The sequence below is a fragment of the Micromonospora foliorum genome, from assembly GCF_022229015.1.
Classification (GTDB): domain Bacteria; phylum Actinomycetota; class Actinomycetes; order Mycobacteriales; family Micromonosporaceae; genus Micromonospora; species Micromonospora foliorum.
This window is the reverse complement of record NZ_JAKKFF010000075.1, coordinates 54,207-76,646: the sequence shown is the minus strand read 5'-3', so window position 1 is coordinate 76,646 and position 22,440 is coordinate 54,207. Positions and strand designations below refer to the sequence as shown.

At 69.3% G+C, this 22,440-nt stretch carries 18 protein-coding genes; 13 read left to right on the top strand and 5 right to left on the bottom strand.

From position 1 onward, the window contains the following. Positions 1–31 precede the first annotated feature (31 nt). The 3 genes from PSH25_RS07170 to PSH25_RS07160 are packed head-to-tail and all read right to left on the bottom strand — an operon-like array spanning position 32 to position 3,078. Positions 32–856 carry a carbohydrate ABC transporter permease gene (locus PSH25_RS07170; protein ID WP_238658241.1) on the bottom strand — a complete coding sequence of 275 codons (825 nt, stop codon included), beginning with the start codon at positions 854–856 and terminating at the stop codon, positions 32–34. After that, the gene (locus PSH25_RS07165) at positions 853–1,824 is read right to left on the bottom strand and encodes a carbohydrate ABC transporter permease (protein WP_238658240.1); all 972 of its coding nucleotides are present in this window, start codon (positions 1,822–1,824) and stop codon (positions 853–855) included. The genes PSH25_RS07170 and PSH25_RS07165 overlap by 4 nt, the downstream gene beginning before the upstream one ends. An 18-nt stretch (positions 1,825–1,842) precedes the next feature. Continuing rightward, entirely contained in the window at positions 1,843–3,078 is a 1,236-nt protein-coding gene (locus PSH25_RS07160; protein ID WP_238658239.1) for a sugar ABC transporter substrate-binding protein, read from the bottom strand. Positions 3,079–3,377: 299 nt separating this feature from the next. Between PSH25_RS07160 and PSH25_RS07155 the strand changes: the two genes are divergently transcribed. Further along, positions 3,378–5,213 carry an RICIN domain-containing protein gene (locus PSH25_RS07155; protein ID WP_238658238.1) on the top strand — a complete coding sequence of 612 codons (1,836 nt, stop codon included), beginning with the start codon at positions 3,378–3,380 and terminating at the stop codon, positions 5,211–5,213. A gap of 186 nt (positions 5,214–5,399) precedes the next feature. Further along, complete coding sequence (locus PSH25_RS33905; RefSeq protein WP_308193633.1) at positions 5,400–6,968, top strand: arabinofuranosidase catalytic domain-containing protein; 1,569 nt, start codon at positions 5,400–5,402, stop codon at positions 6,966–6,968. Between the two features lie 82 nt (positions 6,969–7,050). Here PSH25_RS33905 and PSH25_RS07140 read toward each other — a convergent pair whose 3' ends face one another. Then, positions 7,051–8,385 (bottom strand): extracellular catalytic domain type 1 short-chain-length polyhydroxyalkanoate depolymerase, encoded by a 1,335-nt coding sequence (locus tag PSH25_RS07140; RefSeq protein WP_238658237.1) that lies wholly within the window; start codon positions 8,383–8,385, stop codon positions 7,051–7,053. Between the two features lie 249 nt (positions 8,386–8,634). On the opposite strand from PSH25_RS07140, the gene PSH25_RS07135 reads away from it, so the two are divergent. The 3 genes from PSH25_RS07135 (at position 8,635) to PSH25_RS07125 (ending at position 13,368) form a co-directional block, all read left to right on the top strand. Beyond that, positions 8,635–9,642 carry a PaaX family transcriptional regulator gene (locus PSH25_RS07135; RefSeq protein WP_238658236.1) on the top strand — a complete coding sequence of 336 codons (1,008 nt, stop codon included), beginning with the start codon at positions 8,635–8,637 and terminating at the stop codon, positions 9,640–9,642. Between the two features lie 449 nt (positions 9,643–10,091). Then, positions 10,092–11,558 carry an endo-1,4-beta-xylanase gene (locus tag PSH25_RS07130; protein WP_372492737.1) on the top strand — a complete coding sequence of 489 codons (1,467 nt, stop codon included), beginning with the start codon at positions 10,092–10,094 and terminating at the stop codon, positions 11,556–11,558. A 508-nt stretch (positions 11,559–12,066) separates the two neighbouring features. After that, positions 12,067–13,368, top strand: a complete 1,302-nt coding sequence (locus PSH25_RS07125; protein WP_372492736.1) for an RICIN domain-containing protein — start codon at positions 12,067–12,069, stop codon at positions 13,366–13,368. A gap of 73 nt (positions 13,369–13,441) precedes the next feature. Here PSH25_RS07125 and PSH25_RS07120 read toward each other — a convergent pair whose 3' ends face one another. After that, positions 13,442–14,212, bottom strand: coding sequence for a FadR/GntR family transcriptional regulator (locus PSH25_RS07120; protein ID WP_238658233.1), 771 nt, complete (start codon positions 14,210–14,212; stop codon positions 13,442–13,444). 147 nt (positions 14,213–14,359) lie between these two features. Between PSH25_RS07120 and PSH25_RS07115 the strand changes: the two genes are divergently transcribed. The 8 genes from PSH25_RS07115 to PSH25_RS07080 all read left to right on the top strand — a co-directional run bounded on the left by PSH25_RS07115 (position 14,360) and on the right by PSH25_RS07080 (position 22,413). Then, positions 14,360–15,622, top strand: coding sequence for an ABC transporter substrate-binding protein (locus tag PSH25_RS07115; RefSeq protein ID WP_238658232.1), 1,263 nt, complete (start codon positions 14,360–14,362; stop codon positions 15,620–15,622). Positions 15,623–15,626: 4 nt separating this feature from the next. Further along, positions 15,627–16,607, top strand: a complete 981-nt coding sequence (locus PSH25_RS07110) for a carbohydrate ABC transporter permease (RefSeq protein WP_238658231.1) — start codon at positions 15,627–15,629, stop codon at positions 16,605–16,607. Then, positions 16,607–17,434, top strand: a complete 828-nt coding sequence (locus PSH25_RS07105; RefSeq protein ID WP_238658230.1) for a carbohydrate ABC transporter permease — start codon at positions 16,607–16,609, stop codon at positions 17,432–17,434. The genes PSH25_RS07110 and PSH25_RS07105 overlap by 1 nt, the downstream gene beginning before the upstream one ends. A gap of 1 nt (position 17,435) precedes the next feature. Continuing rightward, positions 17,436–18,659, top strand: coding sequence for a mandelate racemase/muconate lactonizing enzyme family protein (locus PSH25_RS07100; protein ID WP_238658229.1), 1,224 nt, complete (start codon positions 17,436–17,438; stop codon positions 18,657–18,659). 106 nt (positions 18,660–18,765) lie between these two features. Continuing rightward, complete coding sequence (locus tag PSH25_RS07095) at positions 18,766–19,791, top strand: zinc-dependent alcohol dehydrogenase (RefSeq protein ID WP_238658228.1); 1,026 nt, start codon at positions 18,766–18,768, stop codon at positions 19,789–19,791. After that, positions 19,788–20,549: a 2-dehydro-3-deoxy-D-gluconate 5-dehydrogenase KduD gene (kduD, locus tag PSH25_RS07090; RefSeq protein ID WP_238658227.1), complete on the top strand. Its 762-nt coding sequence runs from the start codon at positions 19,788–19,790 to the stop codon at positions 20,547–20,549. The genes PSH25_RS07095 and kduD overlap by 4 nt, the downstream gene beginning before the upstream one ends. Beyond that, positions 20,546–21,424 (top strand): amidohydrolase family protein, encoded by an 879-nt coding sequence (locus tag PSH25_RS07085; RefSeq protein WP_238658226.1) that lies wholly within the window; start codon positions 20,546–20,548, stop codon positions 21,422–21,424. Before kduD ends, PSH25_RS07085 begins: the two co-directional genes overlap by 4 nt. Further along, positions 21,421–22,413 carry an aldo/keto reductase gene (locus PSH25_RS07080; protein ID WP_238658225.1) on the top strand — a complete coding sequence of 331 codons (993 nt, stop codon included), beginning with the start codon at positions 21,421–21,423 and terminating at the stop codon, positions 22,411–22,413. Before PSH25_RS07085 ends, PSH25_RS07080 begins: the two co-directional genes overlap by 4 nt. Positions 22,414–22,440: the final 27 nt, after the last annotated feature.

Here is a 22,440-nt window from a genome sequence, read left to right as displayed (position 1 = left end):
CGGGTGGTCAGTCCTCGACCGCCGCGGATGGTCAGTCCTTGACGGCGCCGGCGGTCACACCCATCGAGACGTACCGCTGGGCCAGGATCAGCAGCACGGCGGCGGGGATCGAGGCGACGACGGCGGTGGCCATGATGGCGTTCCACTGCTGGTTGTTGTTGCCGATGTAGTGGTAGATGCCGAGGGTGATCGGCTGGTGGTCGCCGCCGCCGGACAGGGTCGAGGCGAAGATGAAGTCCGACCAGGACCACAGGAACGCGAAGAGCGACACCGTGACGATCGAGTTGCGGCTGACCGGCAGCACGACCGACCAGAAGGTCCGCAGCCGACCGGCGCCGTCGACCACCGCGGCCTGGAGCAGCTCGTCGGGGATGCCGGACATGAAGGCCGTGAAGATCAGGACAGCGAACGGCACCGCGAGCGTGGTGTCGGCCAGGATCAGGCCGGGCAGCGTGTTGAGGACGCCGAGGGTGAGGTAGATGGCGTAGAAGCCCATCGCCATGATGATTCCCGGGATCATCTGCGCGATCAGCAGCAGGAAACTCAGCGCCGGGCCGCCGGGTGGCCGGAGCTTCGCCAGCGCGTAACCGGCGGGGGCGGCCAGCGCCACGGTCAGCACCACCGTGCCGAGGCCGACCAGGAAGCTGGTGCCGAGGTAGGGCAGTTGCTGGTCGAGCACCGCCCGGTAGCCGTCCAAGGTGCCGTTGGTGGGGAACAGGTGCGGGGGACTGGCCCGCATGTCCTGGTCCCGGGTGAAGGACACGTTGATCATCCAGTAGACGGGGAAGAGCATCAGCCCGGTCAGCACCAGGCCGACGCCGGTCTTCCACCAGGCCCGAGGCGTCGAGGTGGTCATCGCAGCTGCTGCCTCCGCTCGATCCGGATGTAGACGAGACCGGCGATCAGCGCCAGCACGATGAGCAGGTTGCCGATGGCCGCGCCCGGGCCGAACTCGGGCAGCAGGTTGCCGAAGCCGAGCCGGTACGACCAGGTGGCGAGCGTGGCCGAGGAGCTGGTCGGGCCGCCCTTCGTCATGATCCAGATGAGGTCGAAGACCTTCAGCGTGTAGACCAACCCCAGCAGCAGCGTGATCAGGGAGACGGGACGCAGCAACGGGAAGGTGATGCCCCAGAACCGTTGCCATCCCGTCGCGCCATCGAGCGCGGACGCCTCGTACATCTCCGTCGGGATCGCCTGCAGGCCGCTGTAGAGCACCACCAGGTTGAACGGGATGCCGATCCAGACGTTCGCGATGATCACCGAGGTGAGTGACCAGCCCGGCGAGGTGAGCCAGTTGACCGGGTCGATTCCGACGACGCCGAGCGCCGCGTTGACCAGCCCCGAGTCGCTGTTGAGCAGCCACGACCAGGTCGACGCCGAGACGATCAGGGGCAGCAGCCACGGTACGAGGATCAGTGCCCGCAACGTGCGCGACAGCGGGAAGTGCTGATGGAAGAAGAGGGCCAGAGCCATGCCGATGGTGAACTGGAAGGCGAGCGAGGCCGCGGTGAAGACCACTGTGTGCGTCAGCGTCGGCACGAAGGCCGGGTCGGTCAGGACCGTCCGGTAGTTGTCGAGGCCCGCGAAGGGCGCCCCGCCCTGCACGAACGAGCGGACGGTGTACTCCCGCAGGCTCAACTCGACGTTGCGGTAGAGCGGGTAGGCGTAGAAGGCCGCCAGGTAGATGGTCACGGGTGCCAGGAAGCCCCACGCCCACCAGCGGCTGGGCCGGCGGGCACGGGACGGGGGCGGCCCGGGTGGGGCGGCGGTCGCCGCCCCACCCTGGTCGCGTACCGCGGTGGAGGTCTCTGTCGTGGAGGGCATGGTGTCGGTTCGGATCGCTTACCTGGTCGTGGCGGCGGTCTGCGCGGCGGTCAGTGCCTGCTGCGGCGACTTCCCGCCGCTGAGGGCCGACTGCACCGCGGTCCACAGCGCCTCGGAGATCTTCGGGTACTTCGTGCCGAGGTCGTCACCGGTACGGCCCTTGGCTGCCCGGACCGCCTCCACCCAGACCTTGAGCTTGGGGTCCGCGGTCGCCTGTCGTTCCTGTACGGCGGCGACGGGTGCGACGTAGGAGAGCGTGGTGTCCGTGGTGAGGAGGTTGTCGGCGTTGGTCAGGCAGGCGACGAGCTTCTGCGACGTCTCGTACCGGCCGGTGTTCTTCTGCACGGGGATGGAGACGAACTCACCACCGGTGGGTGCAGGGGCGGGCCCGCCAGCGCTGGCCGGGATCGGAATCGTGCCGTACGAGAAGCCGAGCTTCTCCGCGTTGGCCAGTTGCCAGGTGCCGTTCTCGGCGAAGGCGTAGTCGCCGGTGGCGAACTCCTGCCAGCTCGTGGTCTGGGTGTTGTTGATGACGGAGTTGGGCGCGTGGCCCTGCTTGAGCCAGTCGGTCCAGAGCGTCAGCGCGGACACCGCCTGCGGCGAGTCCAGACTGGTCAGTTGGGCGCCCGACCCCCAGAACCAGGGCAGGAACTGGAAACTGCCCTCCTCGGTGCCGATCGCGGAGAAGGTGATGCCCTTCTTCCCCTTGGCCTTGACCTTGGTCAGTGCCGCGGTCAGCGACGTCCAGTCCGTGACGGCGGCGGGGTCGACGCCGGCGGCGGTGAGCAGGTCCTTGTTGTAGTAGAGGGCGAGGGTGTTCGCCCCGATCGGCACCCCGTAGGTCTTGCCGCCGCTCTGGCCGGCGCCGAGCAGGTTCTTCTCCATGGCCGAGACGTCCAGCTTGTTGTCGTCGGTGGTGGTGAGCGCACCCGCCTCGGCCAGGGTCGAGATGACCGGGTTGTCCACGATCAGCACGTCCGGTGAGTTTCCCTGCTGGGCGGCGAGCAGCGCCTTGTTGGTCAGGTCGGTGGTGTCGTAGCCGGTTCGCTCGACCGAGACCCCCGCGGAGGTGCCGCACTTCTTGAGCAGCGCGACCCACTCGGAGTCGTCGGCGAACTGCGGATACGGGTCCCAGACGAGGTAGGCGCCACCGTCGGTGGGGCCGTCGGCGGACGACGAGCAGGCGCTGCCCGTCACTGCGGCGAGTGCTATCACGGCGACGGCGGCCAGGCGCCGCCGACTGAGTCCGGTCATGTGGTGCCTCACTTCAAATCGATCGTCAGGTGGGGTGTGTGAGGTGATCGTCGCGGGTTGGACCAGTCCAACCATGAGGCGAATCGATTCGACGAATCGGTTCGCCCGAAGATAGGTCTGGCCATGCCCGAAGGTCAATAGTCAGTTGGCTTCGCCGGGAGGAGCGCTGGGCAACACGGACGTCACCGCGCCGTTACTTCATTGACATGGTTCAGTTCCCGGTCCTACGATCCGTGCGAATCGATTCGCAAGCGCTGCCCTCCGGAGAGCGTCCCCCGCGCCCCACCAAGGAGCCGCCCGTGAAAACCCCGTCCCGCAGCAGGTCCGGACGAGCCCGCGTGTTCGTGGCCCGACTCGTCGTCGGCCTGCTCGCCGCCGCTGCCGCCGTCACCGTCGTCCCGTCCCCCGCCCAGGCCGCCGACGAGTCGATAAGCGTCAACTTCGCCACCACCAGCGGTGCGCCGACCTACCGCGCCTCCGGCTGGATCTACGGCATGACCGAGAACGCCAGCGGTCCGGCCGACCACTTCTACCGGGACGTCAAGTTCCAGTACATGCGCGCCGGCGGCGCGCAGCTCCCGGGCAGTGGCTGGGTCGGCGGCACCTACGACCGTCGCTGGAACTCCACACTCGCCCAGGCGCGTCGGACCACCGCCCTCGGCGGGAAGTTCATCATCCTGCCGCACGACCTCTGGGGTGCCGACGGCGCCGGAATCTCCCGCTTCCCCGGTGACAACGGCAACTGGACCGACTACGACAACTTCCTGACCCGCCTGATCAGCGACGTCCGGGCGTCCGGGCTGTCGGTGCAGTGGGACATCTGGAACGAACCCAACATCACCATCTTCTGGAACCGGCCGATCTCCCAGTACCTCGAACTGTGGCGGCGGACCTACCAGCGCATCCGGGCGGAGATCCCCAGCCAGCTCATCGTCGGGCCGAGCTGCGCCTGCGTACCGTCGACCACGCACGCCTTCTGGAACCAGTACCTGGACTTCGTCCGCTCGACCAACACCGTGCCGGACATCATCAGCTGGCACTCGCTGCCCGGTGACCCGGTCGCCAACGTCGCCGCCGCCAACGCCACCCTCGACCCGCGCGGCATCGCCCACCCGCGTCCGTACCAGATCAACGAGTACGGCGCGCCCGACGAGCAGAACCCGGCCGACGGCGCCTGGTACATCGCGCGTCTGGAGCGGGCCCGGGCCGACGGCCTGCGGGCGAACTGGGCCAGCGGCGGCAGCCTGCACAACGACCTCGGCAACCTGTTGATCCGCAACTCGGCCGGGCAGCACCAGCCCAAGGGGGAGTGGTGGAACTACCGCTACTACGCCTCCCAGGTCGGGGAGATCGTCGCGGTGACCCCCAGTCAGTCGTACGACGCGTACGCCACGAAGACGGCCGGGGTGGCGAAGGTGCTCATCGGCGGTGGTCGTACCACCGGGAACCTGACCGTCAACCTGCAACGCCTGGACACCACCAGCGGCATCGTGCAGAACAACCAGGTCCGGGTGCTCACCCAACGCATTCCGCACAACGGCGGCGGCGCGGTGGCGGGGCCGGTCACGGTGTCGAACAGCCTGGTCGGCGTGTCCAACAACAACGCCACGGTGACCCTGCCGTACACCAACCAGACCGACACCTTCACCGTCACGCTGCTGCCCCCCTCGGACGGTGGCTTCCAGTCGGTGGCGGTTGCCCAGCACTCCCAGCAGTGCCTGAACAACGCCGGCCTGAGCACCGCCGACGGCAACGTCCAACAACAGAACTACTGCGACGGCGGTGACCAGCAGCTCTGGAACTTCCGCCCGGTCGCCGGCGTGGCCGACACCTACACGGTGGTCAACCAGCAGAGCGGCAAGTGCCTCGACGTCAGCGGCGTGTCCACCGCCGACGGCGCGGCCGTGCACCAGTGGACCTGCCTGAACAGCCTCAACCAGCAGTTCACGCTGCGCAAGGTGACCTACTCGGGCAACGACTCGCACGACTACCAACTCGTCGCGCGGCACAGCGGCAAGTGTGTCGATGTCAACGCGGTCTCCACGGCGGCCGGCGCGCTTGTCCACCAGTGGACCTGCAGGGCGGTCAACCAGGGCAGCCCGTTGAACCAGACGTGGCGGATCCTGGGGCGGTAGGCGTCCCGAGGGGAGGTGACGGGCTGGCCGTCCGCCCAACGGCCAGCGCGTCACCCCCCTATCGCATTCATTGACATAAATAAAACAAAGGTCATACCATTCGCTGCGAATCGATTCGCCACCGCCACCGCCCTCCGTGGCGCGTCGACACCCCACCGCGCTTCCACGACTCCGAGGAGCCACCTCGTGCGAACCCCGTCCCCCGTCGGGCCAGGAAAGGCCCGTGATCCCATCCCGAGACGTCAGCGCGCCGGACGTCTGACCGCCCTGGCGGGTGCGCTGGTCGGCGTTCTCGTCGGCATCGGCGCCACCCCCGGTGCCCCGGCACCGATCGCCGAGGCCGCCGCCTTGGCGGCCGCCATCGTGCCGGGGCAGAGCACCCCGATCATCGGTACGCCGTCCGGCCGCTGCCTCGAGGTGCCCAACTCCAGCACCACCAACGGCACCCAGACGCAACTCTGGGACTGCAACGGCACTGCCGGCCAGACCTGGACGTGGACGTCGACAAAGCAACTCCAGGTGTACGGCAACAAGTGCCTGGACGCCTCCGGCCGCGGCACCACCAACGGCACCCAGGCGATCATCTGGGACTGCAACGGCCAGAACAACCAGCAGTGGAACGTGAACAGCAACGGCACCATCACCGGCGTGCAGTCGGGGCTCTGTCTCGACGCCAACGCCGCCGCCACCGCGAACGGCACCAAAATCATCCTCTGGGCCTGCAACGGTGGCGCCAACCAGCAGTGGGCCTCGCCGACCACCACCCCGCCGCCGACCAACCCGCCGACCGGCGCACGCCCGTGCGACATCTACGCCTCCGGCGGCACCCCGTGCATCGCGGCGCACAGCACGACGCGGGCGCTCTACGAGGCGTACGCCGGCAACCTCTACCAGGTTCGACGCTCGTCGGACAACACGACCCGCAACATCGGGCTGACGGGTACCGGCGGCACCGCCAACGCGGCCACACAGGACTCGTTCTGCACCGGCACGACCTGCGTGATCACGGTCGTCTTCGACCAGTCCGGGCGCGGGAACGACCTCTGGTACCAGGGGTCGAGCGTCGTTCCGGGCTCCCCACAGAGCAAGCCGGCGATCGCGACCTCGGAGTCGCTGACCGTGGGCGGCGCGAAGGCGTACTCGCTCTACATCAATCCCGGCAACAGCTACTGGCGCGACGGGCACCTCACCGGCGTACCGACCGGCGCGGCGCCCGAGGGCATGTACATGGTGACCAGCGGAACCCACGTCAACAGCGGCTGTTGCTTCGACTACGGCAACAGCGAGACGACCCGGAAGGCCGACGCCGCGGGGGCGATGGACGCCATCAACTTCAGCAAGCAGTGCTGGTTCGGCGGCTGCTCCGGCAGCGGCCCCTGGGTGCAGGCCGACCTCGAATGGGGTCTCTTCCCGGGCGGCAGCAGCTCCTGGAACCCGAACCAACGGGCGTTCACCAGCAAGTTCGTCACCGCGACGCTCAAGAACAACGGCACGTCCCGCTTCGCCATCAAGGGCAGCGACGCGCAGGCCGGCAGCCTCTACACGCTGTACGACGGCTCGCTCCCGCCCGGATACAGCCCGATGAAGAAGCAGGGCGCGATCATCCTGGGCAGTGGCGGTGACTGCTGCAAGCCCGACGGCGGCGCCAACCTGAGCGCCGGCACCTTCTACGAGGGGGCCATGGTCGCCGGCTATCCGTCCGACGCGACCGAGAACGCCGTGCAGGCCAGCGTGGTGACCGCCGGTTACCGCTGATCCCGGCGACGCCCGAACGAGTCGTGCGTCGGTCACCACCTCGTGGTGACCGACGCACGCTCGGGTGGACGTCGACCCGGTCTCAGGCGACCGTGCAGGACGCGCCGTTGAGGGTGAACGAGGACGGTCGGGCGTTGTTACCGGTGTGGGTGGCCTGGAAGCCGAAGCTCACCGAGCCGTTGGCGGGAATGCCGCCGTTGTAGGCGACGTTCCGGGCTGTCACCTGCCCCGAGTTGGGGGAGTAGGTGGCGTTCCAGCCCGAGGTGATGGTCTGCCCGCCCGGCAGGGTGAAGACCAGGGACCAACCGTTGACGGCGCTGGTGCCGGTGTTCGTGACGGTGATGTTCTCGGTCAGCCCGGTGTTCCAGGCGTTCACGTCGACCGTCACCTGACAGGCGCCGGAGGCCGGCGGTGGAGTGGTTGGCGGCGGGGTGGTCGGCGGTGGCGTGGTCGGGGGCGGCGTGGTCGGGGGCGGCGTCGTGGGGTCGGTCAGTCCGAAGAACGCGATGGCGGACGCGGCCATGCCGCCGGAGGGCAGGCTGTGCCCGGCCCCCTGGATGCTGTACGCCTCGACCTGGACGGTGCCGCCGCTGTCGGCGTACCGGCGCCGGTTCCAGTTGGCCTGGGGCGTGTCGGTGGAGGTGGGTGTCTGGCTCAGCCCGAACACGTTGGTCCACTGCTCGATCGCCTCCTGCAACAAGGAGTACGGCACGAGCGTGTCGTTGGTGCCGTGCCACAGCTGAACCCGGGGGCGGGGCCCGGAGTAGCCGGGGTACGCCTGGCGGACCGCGTCGCCCCACTGCTGCGGGGTCCGGTTCATGGTGCCGCCGGTGCACTGGCTGCTGGTGGGCGGGAAGTCCGCCGCGTTGGCGAAGCAGTTGAACGGCACGCCCATGAACGCGGCGCCGGCCTTGAACAGGTCGGGATGGAGGGCCAGCATGTGGTTGGTCATCATGCCGCCGGACGAACTGCCGGTGGCGTAGACCCGGTCCGGGTCGGCCGCGTACTGCTGTTGCACGTACCGGATCATGGAGACGATCGACACCGGGTCGCTGCCACCGCCACGTCGCTTGGCGGCGTCCGACCAGACGTCGAAACAGTTGCCGAACCCGGCCTGCTGGGTGGCGGACGGGTAGATCACGATATATCCGTAGCGGTCGGCGAGGCTGGCGAACTCGCTCCCGGAGTAGAAACCGGGGCCGGACCCGCCGCAGCCGTGCATGGCCACCACGACCGCCGGCCGGGCCGGGCGGTTGTCCGGCACGTAGACGTGCATGCGCATCCGGCCCGGGTTGTCACCGAAGCTGGTCACCTCGGTCAGCGACGCCGCGTACGCGGGCCCGACCGTGGGGACCACCAGGCCGGCGGCCATCAGTGACGCGGCCAGGGCGAACAGCAGTTTCCTTCTGATCTTCAACGGACGACTCCTTCGATTGCCTGTGCAGGCTGGATCGGCCGTGCGATCCGGTTGCGGGTGTGCCCGTCTCCCGCGGTGGTCGCACGAGGCCCGCTACCTGTGGCTCGCCCGGCCCGGCTTCGGATGGCGTCGCGTGGCATTTAGTGTTCCCTCCGGACCAACAAGTGTCAATCGAAGTATCTCTATCTATGGGGAGCGTGGCGCTCGGTCTACAGTCGTCCTGCTGTCCCCGAGGAGCACGGAGCGCCTGTGGCAAGCCCCTTCGACATCGACGAGATCTATCCGGACGATGGAGACCACTCCCTCCGGCTGCCTCGCAAGCAGGTCGGCAACTCACCGCAGGGCGTCGCGGTGACCCTGTTGGCCGACTACACGCTGCGGACCCGTGCCGCCCTCCCGTCCGCCGCCATCGTCGCGCTGCTCGGTGAGACCGGTGTGACGACGGCCGGAGCGCGGACCGCGATCAGCCGGTTGGCCCGCCGTGGCGTGTTGGAGGGCAGTCGACTGGGGCGGCGCAGCTCCTACCGGCTCAGCCACGCCGCCGCCGCCAACCTCTCCGCCGGAGGGCAGTGGATCCTCGCCTCCACCACCTCGACGGCGCGGTGGGACGGGTGCTGGACGCTCGTCGCCTTCTCGCTGCCGCAGGATCGCAGTACGCAGCGCCGGGCCCTGCGGGGGCAACTGCGGTGGCTCGGTTACGCGCCGCTGTACGACGGCTTGTGGATCTCACCGCAGGAGTTGACCCCCGCGGCTCGGGCCGAGCTCGACCGGCTCACCCTCGGCGCCGTGACGGTGTTTCGGGGGCGGCAGACCGCGCTCGCCTCGACCATCCACCGTGCGCCGATCGAGGCCTGGGACATCGAGGCCATCAGCCGGAGTTACGACGCGTTCCTCCGGCGTTGGACGCCACTGTTGCCCGGAGTGCTGTCCGGGCAGGTCGACGGTGCTGCCGCGGTACGGGCCCGTACCGAGGTCATGGACACCTTCCGGCGTTTTCCCGTCCTCGATCCGCAGTTGCCCGTGGAGCTCCTCCCAACCGAATGGCTCAGGCGCCCGGCGAGGGAGCTGTTCGCGGCCGTCTACGACGGCCTCGCCGCACCCGCGGAGCGACACGTCCGGGCGGTCGTCGAGCGATTCGCCGACGCCGCACAGCCCGGCATCGAGGCCCACACCACCGCCGACCTGATCGCCGGAGTGCGCGCCGAGGTGGCGCCGGCGCAGCGGTCTCCGAGTGGCTCGGCCACCGGGTGCCCGTGAACCGTGCGGCGGTCGTCGTCGGCCGACGACTGTGAGCGATAACAGGGTTGCTGTCCGGTGCGGCCCCGGCGGCACGCTGGCGCGGCTCGTCCGCTGGTCAGCCGGCGGCTGAGCACGGTTGCCCTGGGCCTCTGGGGCCGGGCGAAACGTGGCGTTCCGGGAGATCGGCGTGAACGGCTCGTTACGTCTTGACGTACGGCATGTTATCGCTCACTCTCGATATAGAGCACGATCGCTGCCGTGGCTCACCGGGCGAGCCGCACGGGTCGTACCTCGGATCACGACGTCCGCACGGGCAGACGGACGTCACCTCGGGACCCGGCAGTTGCCGGCGGCAGCCCTCTCGGACTGTGTGCTGATGCCGGGCGGCCAGGACGACCGTCCCGATCAGTCGTCCCGAGCGAAGTGGCACATCACCACCACCGATGCAACCACTGAAAAGGAACGCCATGAAACCCATGAGAACGATGCTGGCGGCGGCGACCATCGCCGTCGCCCTCACCACTGGTATGACGGTGGCGCTGACTCCCGCATCCGGTGCCGGCACGACCCTGAAGGCGGCCGCGGCCGAGAAGGGCCGCTACTTCGGCGCGGCCGTCGCGACGGGCAAGCTCTCCACCAGCGCCTACACGACGATTCTGAACCGTGAGTTCAACAGTGTCGTGGCCGAGAACGAGATGAAGTGGGACGCCACCGAGCCGCAGCAGGGTCAGTTCCGGTACACCGGTGGTGATCGTCTGGTCAGTCACGCGCAGGCCAATGGCATGAGCGTGCGGGGTCACGCGTTGTTGTGGCACCAGCAGCAGCCGGGTTGGGCGCAGGGCATGTCGGGCAGCGCGTTGCGGAACGCGGCGATCAACCACGTCACCCAGGTCGCCACGTACTACCGGGGGAAGATCCACTCGTGGGACGTGGTGAACGAGGCGTTCGCCGACGGTGGTGGCGGTGGGCGGCGTGACTCGAACCTGCAGCGCACCGGTAACGACTGGATCGAGGCGGCGTTCCGGGCGGCGCGGGCGGCGGATCCGGGTGCGAAGTTGTGTTACAACGACTACAACACCGACGGGATCAACGCGAAGTCGACGGGGATCTACAACATGGTGCGGGACTTCAAGTCCCGTGGCGTGCCGATCGACTGCGTGGGCTTCCAGTCGCACCTGGGTACCTCGTTGGCCGGTGACTACCAGGCCAACCTGCAGCGGTTCGCCGATCTCGGTGTGGATGTGCAGATCACCGAGCTGGACGTGATGACCGGTGGCAACCAGGCCAACATCTTCGGCGCCGTCACCCGCGCCTGCCTGGCCGTCTCGCGCTGCACCGGCATCACCACCTGGGGTGTACGGGACTGTGACTCGTGGCGCGGGTCCGACAACGCTCTGCTGTTCGACTGCAACGGCAACAAGAAGCCCGCGTACACCGCCGTCCTGGACGCCCTGAACGGTGGCTCGACCCCGCCCACCACGCCCCCGCCGGGCTCCGGGGTGGACACCAGCGCCTGGTACGTGTTGCTGAACCGGAACAGCGGCAAGGCGCTTGACGTGTACGCCTCGGCCACCACCGACGGGGCGCGCATCAGCCAGTGGACGCGCAACAACGGCGTCAACCAGCAGTGGCAGTTCGTCGACTCGGGCGGTGGCTACTACCGGGTGAAGTCCCGCAACTCCAGCAAGGTGCTCGACGTCAGCGGCTTCTCCACCGCGGACGGCGGCGCGATCGTGCAGTGGGCCGACCTCAACGGTACGAACCAGCAGTTCCGGCTCGCGAATTCGACTGACGGCTACGTGCGGCTGATCAACCGCAACAGCAGCAAAGCCGTCGAGGTGCAGGGCGCGTCCACCGCCGATGGTGGGAACGTCGTGCAGTACGCCGACTGGGGCGGCACCAACCAGCAATGGCAACTGGTCCGGATCGGCTAGCGACCGGCGCCATCGACCTGGGGAAGTGGGAGCTGCCGGCCGATCGGGATCCGGCCGGCGCCCGCCCGGGCGAGGCGTGACGAACGACGGCCCGCCCCGTCCGGGGCGGGCCGCCGTGACCGCCAGATTGTCGTTGCCGGTCAATCGACCGGATCGACAGCAATCATTTGACGTATGACGTCTTTCCCGTTAATTTTCACCCGCGGGCCACGCGGTCGCCGGGAACCAGAACGTCGCACCGCGCGGTCTGGCGCGGGCCTGCTTCGAAGCCCGGTTCGTGGCATCGCCATCGACGTGCGCCGCTGGCCGCAGGATGCCCGCACCCAACACCCCAGACGTGCTGACGCCACCACCAGGACGCCGGCACGCACGCCAGGGCACGCGCGGGCGTTCCGCTCGTGGGTGACCCCGATCGAAGGAGTGGACCATGAAAGCCCTCGGTGAGGCTCGTCCCGCCTCTCGACAGAGACGTTGGCGGTCAGGGTTGGCCGCGGCGGCGGCCGCGGTCATGGCAGCCAGCACACTCGTCGCGGTCAACGCGGCGCCTGCGGCGGCAGCGACCGTGGACACCAACGCCTGGTACGCCCTGGTGAACCGGAACAGCGGCAAGGCGTTGGACCTGTACGCCTCGGCCACCAACGACGGCGCACGGATCAGCCAGTGGACGCGCAACGACGGCGCCAACCAGCAGTGGCAGTTCGTCGACTCCGGGGGTGGCTACTACCGGATCAAGTCACGGCACTCGGGCAAGGTGCTCGACGTCAGCGGCTTCTCCACCGCCGACGGCGGCGCGATCGTGCAGTGGGCCGACCTCAACGGGACGAACCAGCAGTTCCGGCTGGCCGACTCGGACGGTGGCTACGTTCGGCTGATCAACCGCAACAGCAACAAGGCCGTCGAGGTGCAGGGCGCGTCCACCGCCGATGGTGGGAACGTCGTGCAGTACGCCGACTGGGGCGGCACCAACCAGCAGTGGCAACTCGTCCCCGTCGACGGCGGCAACCCACCGCCGTCGGGTGGTAGCGGGTGCGGCAAGGCGCCGACGCTGGCCAGCGGCACGCACACGATCCAGAGCAACGGCAAGAGCCGAACCTTCATCCTGCGGGTGCCCGCCAACTACAACAACAGCAACCCCTACCGCCTGATCTTCGCCTTCCACTGGAGGGGCGGCACGATGCAGGAGATCTCCTCCGGCGGCACCAGCGGGACCGCGTGGTCCTACTACGGGCAGCAGGAGCAGTCGAACAACAGCGCGATCCTGGTGGCGCCCCAGGGCTTCGGCAACGGCTGGGGCAACTCCGGCGGTGAGGACATCACCTTCGTCGACGACATGATCAGCCGGATCGAGAGCAGCCTCTGCGTCAACCCGCGGCAGCGGTTCGCGCTCGGCTTCAGCTGGGGTGGCGGCATGAGCTACGCCGTCGCCTGCGCGCGGGCCACCGTCTTCCGGGCCGTCGCGGTCATCTCCGGCGCGCAGATCAGCGGGTGCAGCGGCGGTACGCAGCCGATCGCGTACTTCGGTCTGCACGGCATCACGGACAACGTCCTGAACATCTCCCAGGGCAGGGCGCTGCGCGACACCTTCGTCCGCAACAACGGTTGCACCGCGCAGAGCCCGCGCGAGCCGGCCGGCGGCAGCCGTACGCACATCACGACCGCCTACTCCGGTTGCCGGGCTGGTTACCCGGTGCAGTGGGCCGCGTACGACAACGGTCACATGCCCGGCCCGGTGGACGGCACCTACGCCGAGAGCGGCATCACGACCTGGACCAAGGGTGAGATCTGGAGGTTCTTCGCCCAGTTCTCGTGACCCTGGTCGGTCGCAGCCGGCGGCGCCCGCTCCCGTACCTCGGGGGTGGGCGCCGTTGGTCTGCCCGGGACGGTCAGCGTTCGAGGCGGACCGGGCTCCCCGAGCCGCTGCGGCGGACCAGCCAGGCCTCGGTGATGTGGGTGAACATCGCCTCGGCGGCACCATTGGAGTCGTGGGCGGCGATGCGTTCGTAGATGCGTCGGTGACCCTGGTTGGACGCCACGCACAACGCGCGTTCCGTCCGGCCCATGTAGCGGGCGGTGTTGATGACCTGGCTCTCCAGTGCGCGGACGACGCCACGGGCGATGCGGTTCCCGGATGCCTGCATGATCGTGTCGTGGAAGGCCCGGTCGTGGTCGTGGTAGGTGACGTGGTCGTCGACGAGTTCGTCCATCCGGTCCACCATGGCCCGCAGTCGGTCCACGGTCTCGGTGTCGGCGAGGCGGGCGGCGACGTTCGCCATGTCGGACTCCAGCACCCGTCGGGTGACGACCAGGTCGTCGAGGATGGCGAGGCTGTCGTCCACCGCGATGGTGGCCGCGAGGACCAGCTCGTCGAGCATGTCCCACTGTGAGGGTGGGGTGACCATGGTGCCGGCGCCCTGGCGGACCTGCACCAGCCCCTTCTCCTGAAGGATCTTCACCGCTTCCCGGACGACGGTCCGGCTCACGCCGAAGGTCTCGCAGAGGATCGGCTCGGGGGGCAGGGAGGTCCCGGACGGGTGTACGCCGCGGACGATGCGCTCCACCAGTTCGGCGGTGACCGCCCTGGCGAGGTTGGTCGGCCGACGCACCCACGCTGGGGTTGCCGGGCTGTTCAGGGCTGTCTCCTGCGGTGGCGTCATGTCCCCCTCCGAATGGCTCGCCGTGGCACGACGTCCGGCTCAGTGTACGGCCGACTGTTGACGTCACACGTCATACGAGTTACCTTCCGGTCAACATTTGGCTCGCGGGGCACCCGCCGGCCACCCCCCATACAGAGGTGACAATCGATGAGACAGCGCGCAATATGGTCGGCCGTCCTCGTTGTGGGCCTGGCCCTGGCCGGTTGTGGAAGTGCTAGCGATTCGGGCAAGTCAACCAGCTCGGACGGCAAGTTGGTGGTGTGGGACTGGAAGTCCGGTGAGCCGTTCGCCAAATCCTATCTGGACAAGGCCAAGGCCGACTTCAAGAAGAAGCACCCCGACGTCGAGGTCGAGTTCGTCGCACAGCCCTTCGACCAGTACTACACCCTGCTCGGTGCGGCGATCCAGTCCGGCAAGGGCCCGGACGTCATGCTGTTCAACGGTGGCGGCCAGATCCGTGACCGGGTGGACGCGCTGGTGCCCCTCGACGACTATGTGGCCGAGGACAGGCAGCGGTTGGCCGGCTGGGAGGCGTTCGCCAAGGACGGCAAGACCTACGCCGCCCCGGTGACGCTGCAGGGTTACCCCATCTACTACAACAAGGAAATCTACCGGAAGGCCGGCCTCGACCCGGCGACCCCGGCCACCACCTGGGACAAGTTCGTCGCCGACTGCGCCGCCATCGCCAAGGCCGGCTCCAAGTGCTTCGCCCTCGGCAACAAGGAGGGCGTCGGCATCCAGTTCTGGCTCTCCAGCCTGGGCTCGACCACCCTGACCACCGCGGAGTACGACTCCTGGATCGCCGGCAAGCGCGACTGGAACTCGCCAAACGTCAAGCGGATCTTCCAGACGTGGAAGGAGGCCGGCGACAAGAAGATGAACAGCGACGGGGCCAACTCGACCGCCATGTTCAACGACTCCTTCGCGCTCTTCCAGTCCGGTAAGGCCGCGCACGTCATGGGTCTGATGTCGGACGTGGGGCACTGGCAGGACTTCAACGAGTTCCTGACCGCGGAGAAGCTCGGCGTCATGAAGGCCCCGGTCGTCACCGCCGGCACCACCCCGACCCTCCCGTACGACGGTGGCATCGGCTACGCGGTCGCCAAGTGGACGAAGGACCCGAAGGTGGCCGCCGACCTGGTGCGCTCGCTGAGCTCGGCCGACGCGTTGAAGGCCTTCTACGCCGACGCCGGCGCGATCGCCGCCGACACCACCATCGACGTGTCGCAGGCCGGGCCGGCCGTCAGCACGCTCGTCAGCGAGCTGAAGAGTGGCAAGCCCGCTCTGCACGTGGCGCTCTCCTCGAAGACGCTGGACCTGATGGGGCGCCTCTCCCAGCAGCTGCTCAGCGGTTCGGTCACCGTCGACGAGGTGGTGAAGCAGTTGGCCGCTTCCGACCAGGCGGGCTGACCTCGTGCCGATCGGAAACACGCAACCGTCGGTCCGTCCGGCTTCGGCCGGACGGGCCGGCGGGGCGGCGGTCACAGCCGCCGCGCATCGGAGTGGCGCCCGACCCGGTCGCAACCGTGGCGGCCTGCGGGCCGAGCGCTACGCCCCCTACATCCTGGTCGCCCCGGCCGTTCTGATCATCGTGCTGCTGCGGCTCTACCCGCTGCTGCTCGGCGTCAACTTCTCGTTCACCGGTGACGGCGCGCAGAACGGGACGGCGGTCGGGTTCGGCAACTACCGCGAGCTGTTCGCGGACCCGCTGTTCCAGACCGCGCTGCGCAACGTCGGGCTGCTGGTGCTCCTGCTTCCGGTGGCGGTGGCGATCCCCGGTCTGCTCGCGACGTTCATCTACCTTCGGGTGCCGGGCCACCGCTTCTACCGCAGCGTCTACTTCTTCCCGGCGGTGCTGTCGCCGGTCATCGTCGGTGCGATCTTCAACCTGCTGCTCGCCTTCGACGGCCCACTCAACGCCGTGCTCGGGTCGGTCGGTGCCGGTCCGGTGGACTGGCTCGGGGACCCGGACGTCGCGATGTTCATGGTGGTGGGCGTGCACATCTGGGCCACCTTCGGGATGGCCCTGGTGGTGTTCCTCGCCGGCTTCGCCACACTGGACGCCGCGCTCCTGGACGCCGCCCGGGTGGACGGGGCGACGCTCCGCCAGGTCGTCTGGCACGTGATCATCCCGGCCCTCTCGCGCACCATCCAGTTCGTCTTCGTGACCACGATGATCGGGATGCTGACCTCGATGTTCGGCCTCCTCTATGTCATGACCAGCGGCGGCCCGGAGGGGTCGACGTACCTACCGGAGTTCTACATCTGGAAGCAGCAGGGCCAGATGAACCGTCCGGCTCTCGCGTCGGCGGCCTCGACGATCCTCTTCATGATCATGCTCGTCGTGGGGCTGTTGCAGATCAAGCTGCTCGAACGATCCGGAAAGGAGGACTGATGTCTCGCCTCCGCCTGGGACGGTGGCTGATCGCCATCCCCATGTCGCTGCTCGCCCTGGCGACGATCTACCCCCTGCTGTTCACCGCCAACGTCGCGATGAAGACCCGGCGTGACTACATCCTCGACCGGTTCGGCCTGACCGACGCCCTGCGCTTGGAGAACATCAGCGCGGCGTGGACCAGCGTCGGCATGGGCCGCTACTTCGTCAACTCGCTGTTCGTGGTGACGGTGTCGGTGCTCCTGCTGCTGCTGTTCGGGTCGATGGCCGGCTTCGCCCTGAGCCAGCTGCGGTTCCGCGGCTCGTCGGCGTTGTTCCTGGGTTGCCTCGCGGGGCTCTTCATCCCGTTCCAGGTGATCATGGTGCCGCTCGCTCGGATCATGGCCGACACCGCGCTCATCGACACGTACCCCGGCCTGATCCTGGTCTACGTGGCCCAGTTCCTGCCCTTCACGGTCTTTCTCATGACGAGTTACTACAAGGGCATCCCGCCGGAGATCGTCGACGCGGCGCGGATCGACGGCAGCACCGTGTACGGCGTGTACCGCCGGATCATGCTGCCCCTGGGCACCCCGGCGCTGCTGTCGGTCGGCATCCTCAACGCCCTGTTCTGCTGGAACGACGTCCTCATGGCGCTGGTGATGATGCCGTCGGCCGATCACCGGACGCTCATGATCGGGGTGACCTCGTTGCGCGGGCAGTACTCCGACAACATCCCCACCTTCGCCTCCGGGGTGCTGATCGCGGCGATACCCGTCCTGTTGGTCTACCTGTTCCTCCAGCGCCAAATTGCCGACGGTGTAGCCGCCGGTTCCACGAAGGGTTGACATGCGGATCACGGGATATCGGACGCTCACCACGGTCCAGGAATGGGGGCGACCCGTCGGCGACGCCAACGGCGTGTTCGCCGACGGGGTGGTCCCGGTCTCGATCGTCATCGTCGACACCGACGAGGGCATCTCGGGAGTCGGCCTCGGGCCGCACGTCGAGATCGAGCGGATCTTCCCAGCCATCGAGGGCGAAGACCCCCGGGCCGTGACGTCCCTGTACGACCGCATGTTGCGGCACACCTTCAAGGCGGGCCACGCCGGGCCGGTGTTCGGCACCATCGGCGCTCTGGACACCGCCCTCTGGGACATCAAGGCACAGGCCGCCGGCGAACCGCTGTGGCGGCTGCTGGGCGGGCGAGACCGGCGGGTCACCGCCTACGCGTCCGGGCTGGACATCGGGCTCACCGACGACGAACTCGTCGCGGAGTACGAGGTCTACGCGAGCCACGGGCTGCGGGCGGCCAAGCTCAAGGGCGGCCTCGACATCGAGCACGATCGGCACCGCCTGAGCCTGGTCAAGGAGGTCCTGACCGAGGCCGGGCACGGCCGGCGGCCGGGTCTGATGCTCGACGTCAACGAGGCGTGGACCCGCAAGCAGGCCGTCCGGCACGTCTGCGAGATCGAACGCACCCTGGACCTCATCTGGATCGAGGAGCCGGTCCGGCGCTGGGACGCCGAGGGCCTCGCCGCGGTCAGTCGAGGCGTGTCCGCGTCGGTCGCCACCGGTGAGAACCTGACCGGGCTCGAACAGTTCCGTCCGCTGATCGCTGCCGGCGCGGTCGACATCGTCCAGATGGCGGCCGTCTGGGGGGTCACCCACTTCCTGCGGGCGTCCGCCCTGGCCCACGCCAACGACCTGCCGGTCAGCCCGATCGGCAACAGCCCGGTTGGGCTGCTGCACGCCGCGACCTCGGTGCCCAACCACCTGACCAGCGAGTTGCAGGACCTGCACCCGCCGGTCGGTGTCTCCATCGACCTGTACGTCGAGGATGGCGCCTTCATCCTGGGCGACGCACCCGGGCTGGGCGTCCGGGTGGACGAGGAGCGGATCCGGGCGGCGAACCGCCGCCCGCAGGCGCACACGGCCGACAGCCCCAACGTCCGGCCGGAGCGGGCCGGACGGCGCCTGCTGGCCGGGGTCGACGGGGTGATCCCCGCCCGCCAGGTGCCTGTGGTGCCGCTGAACTCCCACAACGAGGTGTCGCCGACCGTACGGCACTGAGCTGACCACCAGAACAGGGAAGGCGTGGGTGCATCGCGACGGCGATGCACCCACGACCATGCCCGGTCGGCACGACCGACGTACCGACCGTCGAGACGGAGGAACGATGAAGGCAGTCGTCTACCGGGGAGCGCGACACCTCGGAATCGAGAACCGCGACCCGGAGCCACCGGGCCGCGGCCAGGTACGGATCGAGGTGGCGTACACCGGGATCTGCGGTACGGACCTGCACATCTACCACGGGGACATGGACGCCCGGGTCGGTGACTCCGCGATCATCGGGCACGAGATGTCCGGGCGGATCGCTGCCGTCGGCGAGGGCGTGACGGGCTGGAACGTCGGTCAGCCCGTCACCGTGATGCCGACCCGGCCCTGCGGACGCTGCGCGGCCTGCCAGCGGGGCAACTCCCACGTCTGCCACGCGATGAACTTCCTCGGCATCGACTCACCGGGCGCCATGCAGTCCTCCTGGACCGTGCCGGTGGAGCTGGTCCTGCCGCTTCCGGAGGAGTTGCCCCTCGACCACGCGGCGCTCGTCGAGCCGGTGGCGGTCGCCGTGCACGACGTACGCCGGGGCAACGTGACCGCCGACGACCAGGTGGTCGTGGTCGGTGGTGGGCCGGTCGGCGTCCTCATCGCCACCGTCGCGCGAGGCCGCGGCGCGCGGGTGCTCCTCGTCGAGCCCGACCCGTTCCGACGCGAGGTGGCGGAGGGGATCGGGATCGAGGCCGTCGACCCGCGAGCGACAGATGTCGTGGCGTTGGTCAACGACCGTACCGACGGCGCGGGCGCCGACATCGCCTTCGAGGTGTCCGGCTCCCCGGCCGGCGTCACCACGGCTGTCGACGTGCTCACCACCCGCGGGCGGCTGGTGATGGTGGCGATCCATCCCCAGCCCCGCGAGGTCAACCTGCACCGGTTCTTCTGGCGTGAGCTGGAACTCCTCGGCGCCCGGCTGTACCAGCGTGACGACATGGTGGAGGCGATCCGGTTGGTCGCCTCGGGTGCGATCCCGGCACGGCAGCTCATCTCCCGGATCGAGCCGGTCGAGGCGGCCAGCGCGGCCTTCGCGGCCCTGGAGGGTGGCGGCGTGATGAAGGTGCTGCTCGATGTGCGGGAGGGTAACCAGTGACTGCCTTGTTCGACCTGTCCGGACGGACCGCCGTCGTGACCGGGGCGCGGCGCGGTATCGGCCTCGCCATGGCCGAGGCACTGGCCCTGGCCGGTGCCGACATCGTGGGCGTCTCCGCCCAGCTCGAAGCGGAGGGCAGCGAGGTCGAGCGCCGGGTGCGCGCCACCGGCCGCCGGTTCACCGCGCTGCGGGCGGACCTCGGCGACCGGGCGGCCGTGCACCGGTTGGCCCGCGACATCATCGCTCTCGGGCCGGTCGACATCCTGGTGAACAACGGCGGCACGATCGCCCGCACCCCGGCCGCGGAGCACCCGGACGAGATGTGGGACCACGTGATCGAGGTGAACCTCAGCAGCCAGTTCATCCTGAGCCGGGAGATCGGCCGGACGATGGTCGAGCGTGGCCGAGGGAAGATCATCTTCACCGCGTCGCTGTTGAGTTTCCAGGGCGGCATCACCGTCCCCGGTTACGCCGCGTCGAAGTCGGGCGTTGCCGGTCTCACCAAGGCGCTGGCGAACGAGTGGGCGGCACACGGGGTCAACGTGAACGCCATCGCGCCCGGCTACATCGCCACCGACAACACCCAGGCGCTACGCGACGACCCCGACCGCAACCAGGCGATCCTCGGCCGGATCCCGGCTGGGCGGTGGGGCCGGGCCGACGATCTCGGCGGCGCCACGGTGTTCCTGGCGTCGACCGCGTCGGACTACGTCAACGGCGTCGTCCTGCCCGTCGACGGCGGCTGGTTGGGCCGATGACGGGCGCACCGGAGCCCGGACGCGCCGGGATCGTCGACGCACACCACCACCTCTGGGTCCGCGCCCGGCACCCGCAGCAGTGGATCGACCCGGTGACCATGGCGGCCATCGACGCCGACTTCGAACCCGCCGACCTCGCGCCGCTGGCCCGGGCGGCCGGGGTCACCGCGACCGTGGTGGTGCAGTCCATCGCCTCCGACACCGAGACGGTGGACCTGCTGGGTGTCGCCGCCGAGGACACAGTGGTCCGTGGGGTCGTCGGCTGGGTGGACCTGACCGCCGACGACGTTCCGGAGCGCCTCGACCGCCTGCGGGCCGCACGGGGCGGGGAGCGCCTCGTCGGCATCCGCCACCTCGTGCAGTCCGAGACCGACCCGGCGTACCTGGACCGCCCGGACGTCCGTCGGGGGATCGCGGCGGTGGGCGCCGCGGGCCTCGTCTTCGACCTGTTGGTACGCCAACACCAGCTCCCGATGGCCGCGCGTCTCACGCGCGACCTGCCCGAGGTGAGCTTCGTCCTCGACCACCTGGGCAAGCCCGCACTGGGCAGTCCGGAGCTGGCGCAGTGGAGCCGGGACCTGCGGTCGTTGGCGGCCTCGCCCAACACGACCGCGAAGCTCTCCGGGCTGGTGACCGAGGTGCCGCTGCCGCACTGGGCGCCGGGGGACCTGCGACCCGCCGTCGAGGACGCCCTCGACGCGTTCGGACCGGACCGACTGATGTTCGGCTCGGACTGGCCGGTCTGCCTGCTCGCCAGTTCGTACCAGCGGTGGGTCGACACCCTCGCGGAGTTGCTGGCGGGCCAGGACGGGGCCGACCAGGCGTCGGTCTGGGGCGGGACGGCACGCCGCGTCTACGGGTTGGAGGCGTCATGATGGCGCGTGCGCTGCCGCGCCGCCCGGAGATACGCCTCACCGAGCTGGGTCTCGGCGCGGCCCAGGGCGGCAACCTCTACCGGACGACGACGGACGAGGAGTTCGCCTCGGCGGTCGACGCGGCGTGGGAGGCGGGCGTCCGGTACTTCGACACCGCGCCGCACTACGGCCTCGGGCTCTCCGAACGCCGCCTCGGCGCCGCGCTGCGCCACCGGCCGCGCGACGAGTACGTGGTGTCGACGAAGGTCGGGCGCCTCCTGGTGCCGTCGCCCGGGGACGCGCACCTGCGGGACTCCGACGGGTTCGATGTGCCCGCGACCCACCGGCGGGTGTGGGACTTCAGCCGCGACGGCGTGCTCCGCTCCATCGAGGCCAGCCTGGACCGGACCGGGCTGGACCGGGTCGACATCGCCTACCTGCACGACCCGGACGACCACTGGGAGCAGGCCGCGCACGAGGCCGTACCCGCCCTGATCGACCTGCGGGACCAGGGCGTCGTGGGTGCCATCGGTGCCGGCATGAACCAGTCGGCGATGCTGGCGCGGTTCGTCCGGGAGACCGACGTCGACGTGATGATGTGCGCCGGGCGGTACACCCTGCTCGAACAGGGCGCCGCCGCCGACCTGCTGCCGGCCGCCGAGAACCGGGGGGTGGGCGTGGTCATCGCGGGCGTCTACAACTCGGGGCTGCTGTCACGGGACCGGCCGCCGGCCGACGCCGTCTACAACTACCAGCAGGCACCGGCGGAGCTGATCGAGCGGGCGCGGCGGATCGCCACGGTCTGCGAGACGTACGGGGTGACCCTGCCGCAGGCGGCCCTCGCCTTCGTCCGCCGGCACCCGGCCGTGGTGTCGACGGTGGTCGGCATCCGCAATGAGGCGCAGGCAGTCGAGACGGTGCGACGGTCCGGGGTCGTCGTACCGGAGGAGTTGTGGGACGACCTGGCGGCGGTCGGGCTGCTCGCCGCGCCGCCTGGCCGGCCGGTCTGATCGACGACGACGTCCCGGCCGGGACCG

Bases quoted from the DNA above. Each gene is read 5' to 3' on its own strand.
- PSH25_RS07085 (WP_238658226.1), top strand. From the start codon at position 20,546: ATGACGGGCGCACCGGAGCCCGGACGCGCCGGGATCGTCGACGCACAC.
- PSH25_RS07125 (WP_372492736.1), top strand. From the start codon at position 12,067: ATGGCAGCCAGCACACTCGTCGCGGTCAACGCGGCGCCTGCGGCGGCA.
- PSH25_RS07120 (WP_238658233.1), bottom strand. From the start codon at position 14,212: ATGACGCCACCGCAGGAGACAGCCCTGAACAGCCCGGCAACCCCAGCG.
- PSH25_RS07115 (WP_238658232.1), top strand. From the start codon at position 14,360: ATGAGACAGCGCGCAATATGGTCGGCCGTCCTCGTTGTGGGCCTGGCC.
- PSH25_RS07105 (WP_238658230.1), top strand. From the start codon at position 16,607: ATGTCTCGCCTCCGCCTGGGACGGTGGCTGATCGCCATCCCCATGTCG.
- PSH25_RS07130 (WP_372492737.1), top strand. From the start codon at position 10,092: ATGAAACCCATGAGAACGATGCTGGCGGCGGCGACCATCGCCGTCGCC.
- PSH25_RS07165 (WP_238658240.1), bottom strand. From the start codon at position 1,824: ATGCCCTCCACGACAGAGACCTCCACCGCGGTACGCGACCAGGGTGGG.
- PSH25_RS07095 (WP_238658228.1), top strand. From the start codon at position 18,766: ATGAAGGCAGTCGTCTACCGGGGAGCGCGACACCTCGGAATCGAGAAC.
- PSH25_RS07100 (WP_238658229.1), top strand. From the start codon at position 17,436: ATGCGGATCACGGGATATCGGACGCTCACCACGGTCCAGGAATGGGGG.
- PSH25_RS07170 (WP_238658241.1), bottom strand. From the start codon at position 856: ATGACCACCTCGACGCCTCGGGCCTGGTGGAAGACCGGCGTCGGCCTG.
- PSH25_RS07160 (WP_238658239.1), bottom strand. From the start codon at position 3,078: ATGACCGGACTCAGTCGGCGGCGCCTGGCCGCCGTCGCCGTGATAGCA.
- PSH25_RS07080 (WP_238658225.1), top strand. From the start codon at position 21,421: ATGATGGCGCGTGCGCTGCCGCGCCGCCCGGAGATACGCCTCACCGAG.